Source organism: Azospirillum isscasi (genome assembly GCF_030849505.1).
GTDB lineage: Bacteria > Pseudomonadota > Alphaproteobacteria > Azospirillales > Azospirillaceae > Azospirillum > Azospirillum isscasi.
On the sequence record NZ_JAUJFI010000204.1, the window covers coordinates 1 to 8593 of the forward strand.

10 protein-coding genes are annotated in these 8593 nt (G+C 70.2%); 3 read left to right on the top strand and 7 right to left on the bottom strand.

Features of this window, described 5'->3' with window-relative positions:
• Positions 1-221: 221 nt before the first annotated feature.
• The 3 genes from QSG27_RS25750 to murA are packed head-to-tail and all read right to left on the bottom strand — an operon-like array spanning position 222 to position 2456.
• Positions 222-641, bottom strand: a complete 420-nt coding sequence (locus tag QSG27_RS25750) for an OsmC family protein (protein WP_306711224.1) — start codon at positions 639-641, stop codon at positions 222-224.
• 13 nt (positions 642-654) lie between these two features.
• A complete protein-coding gene (locus QSG27_RS25755; RefSeq protein WP_306711225.1) occupies positions 655-1119 on the bottom strand; it encodes a DUF2948 family protein in 465 nt (154 codons plus the stop codon).
• 44 nt (positions 1120-1163) lie between these two features.
• The gene (gene murA / locus QSG27_RS25760; protein ID WP_306711227.1) at positions 1164-2456 is read right to left on the bottom strand and encodes a UDP-N-acetylglucosamine 1-carboxyvinyltransferase; all 1293 of its coding nucleotides are present in this window, start codon (positions 2454-2456) and stop codon (positions 1164-1166) included.
• A gap of 232 nt (positions 2457-2688) precedes the next feature.
• Here murA and QSG27_RS25765 point away from each other — a divergent pair, with 232 nt between their 5' ends.
• Positions 2689-3156 (top strand): GNAT family N-acetyltransferase, encoded by a 468-nt coding sequence (locus tag QSG27_RS25765; protein WP_306711228.1) that lies wholly within the window; start codon positions 2689-2691, stop codon positions 3154-3156.
• Here the strand turns inward: QSG27_RS25765 and QSG27_RS25770 are convergent.
• The 4 genes from QSG27_RS25770 to QSG27_RS25785 are packed head-to-tail and all read right to left on the bottom strand — an operon-like array spanning position 3125 to position 6535.
• A complete protein-coding gene (locus QSG27_RS25770; protein ID WP_306711230.1) occupies positions 3125-4051 on the bottom strand; it encodes a DMT family transporter in 927 nt (308 codons plus the stop codon). The genes QSG27_RS25765 and QSG27_RS25770 overlap by 32 nt on opposite strands.
• Positions 4044-4199: a hypothetical protein gene (locus QSG27_RS25775; RefSeq protein WP_306711232.1), complete on the bottom strand. Its 156-nt coding sequence runs from the start codon at positions 4197-4199 to the stop codon at positions 4044-4046. The genes QSG27_RS25770 and QSG27_RS25775 overlap by 8 nt, the downstream gene beginning before the upstream one ends.
• Positions 4196-6178, bottom strand: a complete 1983-nt coding sequence (asnB, locus tag QSG27_RS25780; RefSeq protein WP_306711234.1) for an asparagine synthase (glutamine-hydrolyzing) — start codon at positions 6176-6178, stop codon at positions 4196-4198. The genes QSG27_RS25775 and asnB overlap by 4 nt, the downstream gene beginning before the upstream one ends.
• An 18-nt stretch (positions 6179-6196) precedes the next feature.
• Positions 6197-6535, bottom strand: coding sequence for a hypothetical protein (locus tag QSG27_RS25785; RefSeq protein WP_306711237.1), 339 nt, complete (start codon positions 6533-6535; stop codon positions 6197-6199).
• 189 nt (positions 6536-6724) lie between these two features.
• Here QSG27_RS25785 and QSG27_RS25790 point away from each other — a divergent pair, with 189 nt between their 5' ends.
• Both QSG27_RS25790 and QSG27_RS25795 read left to right on the top strand, forming a co-directional pair.
• Entirely contained in the window at positions 6725-7708 is a 984-nt protein-coding gene (locus QSG27_RS25790) for an SDR family NAD(P)-dependent oxidoreductase (protein WP_306711239.1), read from the top strand.
• 10 nt (positions 7709-7718) lie between these two features.
• The coding region (locus QSG27_RS25795; RefSeq protein WP_306711241.1) for a glycosyltransferase at positions 7719-8593 on the top strand (875 nt) is incomplete at its 3' end.

Genomic DNA, 8593 nt, shown 5'->3' on the forward strand with positions numbered 1-8593 from the left:
TCAGCGCGAGGCCGCCGACCGCCGCGCCCCACTCCCGCGCGAAGGCCAGCGCCGTCGCGCGCCCGACCCCGGCGGACGCTCCGGTGACGACGACGACGGGCCGGGGGGCGGGGCCCGGAGCGGGAATGGTGGGCATGGCGGAACGGCTCCGTGGGCTGGGACGGGCGACGACGCTCTCCCAACCCGCCCGGAGCCGGACGGTTCCGCCGATGCCCGCGCCGTTACGGCGTTTCGACGATCGCGAAGTCGTGGGTGATCGCGGCGGTGGCGCCCAGCATGATGGAGGCGGAACAGTACTTCTCCGCCGACAGGGCGATGGCACGCTCCACCTTCGCCGGGTCCAGGCCGCGCCCGGTCACCACGAAATGGACGTGGATCTTTGTGAAGACCTTGGGGTCGGTGGCGGCGCGTTCGGCCTCGATCTCGGCCACGCAATCGGTGATGGCCTGACGCCCCTTCTCCAGGATCATCACCACGTCGAAGCAGGTGCAGCCGCCCATGCCGATCAGCAGCATCTCCATGGGCCGGATGCCCAGGTTGCGCCCGCCCGCCTCCGGCGCGCCGTCCATGATCACGGCGTGGCCGCTGCCGGACTCGCCGACGAACATCTTCCCGTCAACCCACTTCACGCGCGCCTTCATGGCGGTCTCCCGATTATTGTTCGTCTTCCAACGGATGACAGGGCTTGCAGCCGGTGGGCCAGGGCTCGCCCAGGTCTTCCACGAAGCAGGTCCAGGAGGGGCTTTCCAGCCGGACGCAGCCGCCGCCGGCGAAGTTCAGGACCAGAGCGCCCTCCGCCGCCTCGACGGACAGCAATTCCAGGATCTGCGCGCGGTCCTTCACGTCGATGCCGCGGAGCTTCACCGCCGTCACCCCTTCGATCCGCACGCCGCAATTGACGCGCTCGAAGGGGGTCAGATGGTCGTCGTCGGCGGTCGGTCCGGGGCGCTGCCGGCCCGCCGTCTCCCATTTGAAGCGGTTGGCGACCAGCACGAAGCGCGCTTCCTCCGGGAGGAAGCACATGTCGCCGATGGGCAGGATGGCATCCTGAAGACAGGCGGAGACGACTTTCAGATCCTCGGCATCCTGGGCGCGCAGGCGGATCGGCGTGGCGGTCATGTGCTTCCCTTCGCTGTGGACGGCTGGACGGACGGCGGACGCCCTCAGTCGTCCTCCGCCCGGATGCGTTCGATGTCCGCGCCGCAGGCCGCCAGCTTCTCCTCCACCCGCTCGTAGCCGCGGTCGAGGTGATAGACGCGGTTGACCGTCGTCTCCCCTTCCGCCGCGAGACCGGCGAGGACCAGCGACACCGACGCGCGGAGATCCGTCGCCATAACGGGCGCGCCGGTCAAACGCTCCACCCCCCGGACGAGGGCGGAGGAACCGTGCACCGTGATGCGGGCTCCCATGCGGGTCAGCTCGGGCGCGTGCATGAACCGATTCTCAAATATGGTCTCGGTGATCATGCCTGCACCCCTGGCCGTGCACATCAGGGCCATCATCTGGGCCTGAAGGTCGGTGGGGAAGCCGGGATAGGGTTCGGTCATCACGTCCACGCCGGTCAACTCGCCGTTGGCGCGGGAGACGCGGATTCCGTTCTCGATCTCCGTGAACTCCACGCCCGCCGGGACCAGCGCCGTCACCGCCGCCTTGATCAGGTCCAGGCGGGTGTTCAGGATGTCCAGCGTGCCGCCGGTCATCGCCGCGGCCATGGCGTAGGTGCCGGTCTCGATGCGGTCCGGAACCACCATGTGGCGGGCGCCGTGCAGCCGGTCCACGCCCACGATGGTCAGCCGGTCGGACCCGATGCCGGTGATCTTGGCGCCCATCTTGACGAGGCATTCGGCGAGGTCGGTCACTTCCGGCTCGCGGGCGGCGTTGACCAGGACGGTGGTGCCGCGGGCCAGCGTGGCGGCCATCAGCAGGTTCTCGGTGGCGCCCACCGACACCTTGGGGAACACGTATTCCGCACCGCGCAGGCCGCCCGGCGGCGCCTTGGCGACGATGTAGCCGCCCTCGATGCGGATTTCCGCGCCCATGGCCTCCAGGCCCTTGATGTGCAGGTCCACCGGACGGGCGCCGATGGCGCAGCCGCCGGGCAGCGACACCTTGGCCTCGCCGCAGCGGGCGAGCAGCGGGCCGAGCACCAGCACGCTCGCTCGCATCTTGCGGACGAGGTCGTAGGGGGCCGTGGTGTTGGTGATGTCGCGGGCGGTGAATTCCACGACACGGCCGGCGCAATCCCCGCCCGCCCCGGCCATGTGGATCGCGACGCCGTGCTGGAGCAGCAGGTTGCACAGCGTGTTGATGTCGGCAAGGATCGGCAGGTTGGTGAGGGTCAGCGTCTCGTCGCTGAGAAGCGCCGCCGTCATCAGCGGAAGCGCCGCGTTCTTGGCGCCCCCCACCGTGATCGACCCGTGAAGGGGCTTGCCGCCGCGGATGCGGATCTTGTCCATGAAGCTGTCTTGTCCGGTCAGATGCTGTCGAAAAGGCCGAAGCCCGGCGGATTAGGCCATCTTGCGGGTTCGAGGGTCCGGCGTTATGCCGCTCGTCGGCGGACTCCTCGGGTCTTACGGGGATTGAATCTGTCAGGCGTTGTAGCGGAGCATGCGGGCGCGCTCAAGGGAAGGAATTGAGGCTTTTTCTCATGGATGCCCTTCAGCCGCTGCACATGAAAGGACCAACCGCGTGACCCAGGACAGCGCCCAGGACAGCACCGTGGCCGGCCTGACCCTTTCTCTCTCCGGACGGCTCGACCCGGACGAGGTGAAGCAGATCCACGGCGAACTGCGCGCCTTCAACGAGCGCTTCACCGCCCCCTACGATCTTCAGGAGATCATGGCGACCGTCCGCGACGGCGCCGGGGCGCTGATGGCCGGGCTGACCGGCTACACGAACTGGGAGTGGCTGTATGTGGACTATCTGTGGGTCCACGACAGCCGGCGCGGCGGCGGGCTGGGCGCCCGCCTGCTGGCCGCGGCGGAGGAGGAGGCGGTGCGGCGCGGCTGCCGCTGGTCGCGCCTCTACACCTACGACTTCCAGGCGCCGGGCTTCTACCGCAAGCAGGGCTACGAGGTCTGGGCGGAGATGGAGGGCTACCCGCCGGGGCACACGCAGATCTGGCTCAGGAAGGCTCTGCGGCGGGACGGGGAATAGCCTGCACAGCGGACTCGTTGCGCTTCAGGAAGACGATCACCGCGCAGACCACCGCCATCCCGGCAAGCTGGGGCGGCTCGAAGCTCTCCCCCAGCAGGACGAAGGCCGTCACCCCCGCGAACACGGGATCGAGCATGCCGATCACCGTCGCGGGGAACGGCTCGATGGTCTTCAGCCCCTCCAGATAAAGCCAATAGGGCGCCACCGTGCCGAGAATTCCGATGAACAGGACGAAGCCCACGGTCTCCCAGGTCGGTTCGACCGCCGAATAGTCGATGGCCGGCGTGGCGAGCAGCCAGAACAGCGCCGACAGGAAGAAGGGCCAGAAGGTCATCGACCAGCTGTCCAGCCCCCTGCGGTGCCCATGGGCGCAGCGGACGTTGTAGGCGGCGAAGGACACGGCGCAGAGCATGCCCACCGCCGCCCCCAGCGCGTTCCCCGACCACAGGGCCGGATCGTAGGCGCCGACCAGCAGGAAGCAGCCGGCGGCGTTGCCCGCCAGGATCAGCCCGACCGCCCGGTTCATCCGGTGGGTGCCCAGGACCAACCCGGCGGCCACGATCAGCATGGGGGCCGTGTATTCCAGCATCAGGGCCAGCGCCACGTTGGTCAGGGCGATGGCGTAGAAGAAGGTCAGGTTGACCAGCGTCAGCCAGACGGCCAGTTCGCCCAGGAACGGCATGTCCGCCCGCCGCACCCGCATCGGCCGGCCCAGCGCCAGCATGATCAGGGCCAAAACCGCGGCGGACACCATGGCGCGCACGGCGATCATGACCAGCGGCGGCATGGAGGCGACGAACAGCATCTTCGCCGCCGTCCCGGCCACGCCGAACAGCAGCGCCGAGGCCACGATGCAGCCATAGCCCCACAGGCGCGCCCGCACCGGGTCAGCCACAATGCCCCTGCCCGTCCTTCTCCCGCCCGCGGGCCTGTTCCTTGCGCTTGCGCAGGTTCTCGCGCAGGCGGGCGGCGAGCCGCTCCTGCTTGTCGTCCTTCTTCGGGGGGGCGGCGGGAGTCCTGGTCTGATCGTCGTTCGTGGTCATGCGGCGCTCGCGGCAAGCGGGGCCGGGGCGGCGGCGCTGCCCCAGCGGCGGTTCCAGTCCTGGAACATCAGCACGTTCCAGAGCCGGTGCTGGTTGTTGCGGGTCCCGGCCAGATGCTCCGCCCAGCAGGCGCGGACCGGCGCGGGGTTGAGAAAGCCCTCCCGGCGCAGCCGCCCCTCGTCCAAAAGGTCCTCCGCCCAGTCGCGGAGCGGACCACGCAGCCAGCCGTCCAGCGGGATGGCGAAACCGGCCTTGGGCCGCTCCACCAGGGCCGGCGGCACATGGCGGTAGAGCACCTGCCGCAGCAGCCACTTGCCCTTGCCGTCGCGCAGCTTCTGCGCCGGCGGCACGCGCCACGCGAACTCGACCACCCGGTGGTCCAGCAGCGGCACGCGGGCTTCCAGCGACACGCCCATGCTGGCGCGGTCCACCTTCGCCAGGATGTCGTCCGGCAGGTAGGTGACGCTGTCGAGATGCTGCATGCGCTCGACGAAATCGGGGATGCCCGCGGCCAGCCCGTCGTCCCAGGCCGGGCCATGCGGCTCCCGCCCGCCATGGACCAGCGCGTCGGGGTCCTGCCACTGGCTGACCAGACGGCGATAGATGGCGTCCGGCCCGGCGGCGTCCAGCACCCCGGCCAGCTTGTGCAGCTTGTCGCCGGTCTGGCGCGGGCGGCGTCCCTCGGGGATCAGGGCGGCCAGCGCGTCCCAACCGCCGGGGCGAACGGCGCGGATCAGTCCGGCGGCGCCGCGCCGCAGCCCGGCGGGCAGAGGCGCCATGCGACGCCACAGGGCGGGCGCCGTGAGATAGCGGTTGTATCCGGCGAACAGCTCGTCCCCGCCGTCGCCGGACAGGGCCACGGTGACGGAGCGCCGGGTCATCTCCGACACCAGCAGCGTCGGGATCTGGGAACTGTCGGCGAAGGGCTCGTCGTACCAGTCGGCCAGCTTCGGGATGACCTCCAGCGCGTGACCGGCCTCCACCCGCAGCTCCGTATGCTCGGTGCCGAGATGGGCGGCGACGGCGCGGGCGTGCATGGACTCGTCGTAGCCGTCCTCGCCGAACCCGCCCCCGCCAAATCCAATGGTGAAGGTGCGCACGGGCCGCGCGCTCTGCGCCTGCATCAGCGCGACGACGGTGGAGCTGTCGATGCCGCCGGACAGGAAGGCGCCCAGCGGCACGTCGGCCATCATCTGCCGCCCGACCGCATCCTTGAGCAGCGCGTCCAGCGCGTCCGCCGCGTCGTTGTCGGACAGGGCCAGCCGGTCGGCGATGCCGGCCCGCGCCGCCGCGCCCGCGTCCCAATAGACGGTGCGCTCCGGCTCCCGTCCCGGACGGACGGTCAGGATGCTGCCGGGCTCCAGCTTGTGGACGCCCCGGTAGATGCTGTGCGGCGCCGGGACGTAGCTGAAGCGGAGATAGGCGGACAGCGCGTCGCGGTCGATTTCCGCGGCGAAGGCCGGGTGGGCGCGCAGCGCCTTCGGCTGGGACCCGAACAGCAGCGCCCCGCCCATGCGCGCCCAGTAGAGCGGCTTCACCCCCAGATGGTCGCGCACGAGATGAAGGGTGCGCTCGCGCCGGTCCCACAAAGCGAAGGCGAAGATGCCGACCAGCCGCCGCACGGTGTGCTCCACGCCCCAGGCGGCGCAGCCTTCCAGCAGCACTTCGGTGTCCGAATGGCCGCGGAAACGGTGGCCGGCGGCTTCAAGCTCCGCCCGCAGGTCCTGGAAATTGTAGATCTCGCCGTTGTAGGCGATCACCCAGCGCCCGTCCGCCGATTCCATCGGCTGGCGGCCCAGCGGCGACAGCTCCACGATGGCGAGCCGGCGGTGGCCGAGCGCGATCCCGGCCTCCCCGTCCGCCCACACGCCGTCCCCGTCGGGGCCGCGGTGCGCGATGGTGCCGGCCATGCGCCGTGCCGTGGCCTCAAGCCCGGGCTCGGGGCCGGGACCGGCCAGGAAACCGCAGATGCCGCACACGGCGCGAGCCCCCGTCCTTTAGTGGTCGGAACGGTGCAGGATGCTGTCGCGCAGGCCGGTGTCGTAGGCCATGCCCTGGGCGGTCACCACACCGTAATCGTTCGTGCGGCGCACCATGCCCTTGCGCTGGAGGATGTTCCAGACGGCCTCGTTGGTCAGGCCGGTGGCGTCGCGGGTGGCGACCACGGCGGTGCCCAGGTGGAAATGGTTGCCGTGGGCGTGCGGCAGGCCGGTGACCAGGAAGGCCCCCTCCTCGCCCTCGACCGGCTTCTGTTCCAGCCGGGCGAGTTCCTGAAGGAGGGTCAGCGTCTTGAGCTGGAGCGGGTTGAGGTTCGCGGGGTTCTTTTTCGGCGGCATGGAGATCCGGTTCGGCAACTTGGAAAGGTCGCGGCAGTAGATCGGGTGTGCCCGGCGGCTGTCAAGCGGCGGACCGCTTTTTGCGGGCTGGCGTCCGGCCATCGGCTCGGGCATAAGACGGGCTGTTGACGCGCGCGTGACACCTCGAACACGGGGCCGGCCGGCGCGCGCCTGTCAAGGATGGTGGAAATGACGATCGTGGTCACCGGCGCGGCCGGTTTCATCGGCTCGCATGTCGCGGCGGCCCTGCTGGATCGCGGCGAGACGGTGTTGGGGATCGACAACCTCAACGACTATTATTCGGTGGCCCTGAAAGAGGCGCGGCTGGCCCGGCTCGCCACCTGCCCCGGCTTCCGCTTCGTCAAGGCCGACGTGTCCGACCGTACCGCCATCGAGGCGCTGACCCCCGATTTCGCCGACGTCACCGGCGTGGTGCATCTGGCCGCCCAGGCCGGCGTGCGCTACTCGCTGGAGAATCCCTACGCCTATGTGGACGCCAATGTCACCGGTCAGGTGGCGCTGCTGGAAGCGGCGCGGCGCATGCCGAAGCTGAAGCATTTCGTCTACGCCTCCACCTCCTCCGTCTACGGCGCCAACAAGAAGATGCCCTTCTCGGTGGAGGATCGCGTCGATTCCCCGATGTCCATCTACGCCGCCACCAAGAAGGCGGCGGAGATGATGGCCTACGCCTATTGCCATCTCTACAAGTTCCCGGCGACGGGCCTGCGCTTCTTCACCGTCTACGGCCCCTGGGGGCGCCCGGACATGGCCGCCTATCTGTTCGCCGACGCGATCATGGCGGGCCGTCCGATCCGCGTCTTCAACGAAGGGCGGATGAAGCGCGACTTCACCTTCGTGGAGGATATCGCCGCGGGCGTCCTGGCGGCGCTGGACCGTCCGGCCAGGCCCGACGCCAACGGCGCCCCGCACGCCGTCTACAACCTCGGCAACAACCGGACCGAGGACCTGATGCGCTTCATCGGCATCATCGAGGAATCGCTGGGGCGCGAGGCCGTGAAGGTCATGGAGCCGTTGCAGATGGGCGACGTGCCGGAAACCACCGCCGACATCGAGATCAGCCGCCGCGACCTGGGTTATGAGCCGAAGACGCCGATCGACGTCGGCCTGCCCCGCTTCATCGCGTGGTACAAGGACTATCACGGCATTGCCTGAGGCCCGTCCCGTGAACGCCAGCCCAGTGAGCGCCAGCCGCAAGCTGATCTATCTGGTGACGGAGGACTGGTATTTCTGGTCCCACCGCCTGCCCATGGCCCGCGCCGCCCGCGACGCCGGGTTCGAGGTCGCCGTCGCCACCCGCGTGGACAAGCACGGCGACCGCATCGAGGCGGCGGGCTTCCGCGTCCTTCCCCTGTCCTGGCAGCGGCGCAGCATCAACCCGGCGGGCGCCCTGTCCGCCGTGGCGGAGATCGCCGCCCTCTACCGGCGGGAGGCGCCGGATCTGGTCCATCATGTCGCCATGAAGCCGGTGCTGCTGGGCGGGCTGGCCGCCGGGCTGGCCGGGGTGCCGGCGGTGGTGAACGCGCTGACCGGGCTGGGCTCCGCCTTCCTCGGCACGGGCGGGCTGAAGTCCCGCGTCGCCGGGGCGGTGGCGCGCCCGCTGCTGCGCGCCGTGCTGAAGCGCCCGAACAGCCTGACCATCCTGCAGAACGAGGACGACCGGAAGACCCTGGTGGCCGCCGGGCTGCTGCCCGACGAGCGCGCCTGGATCATCCGCGGCTCCGGCGTGGACACCGCCCATTATCAGGTTCTTCCCGAACCGCCGGAGCCGCCGGTGACGGTGGGTTGCGTCGCCCGCCTGCTCGCCGACAAGGGCGTCGGCCCGCTGGTCGAGGCGCAGCAGAGGCTGCGGGCCAAGGGGCTGGACGTCCGGCTGCTGCTGGCCGGCACGCCCGACCCGGAGAACCCGACCTCCGTCACCCAGGCCGAACTTGACCGCTGGGCCGCCCTGCCCGGCGTCGAGCTGCCCGGCCACACCGCCGACGTGCGGCAGGTCTGGGCGCGCTGCCACGTCGCCGTGCTCGCCTCCCGCCGCGAGGG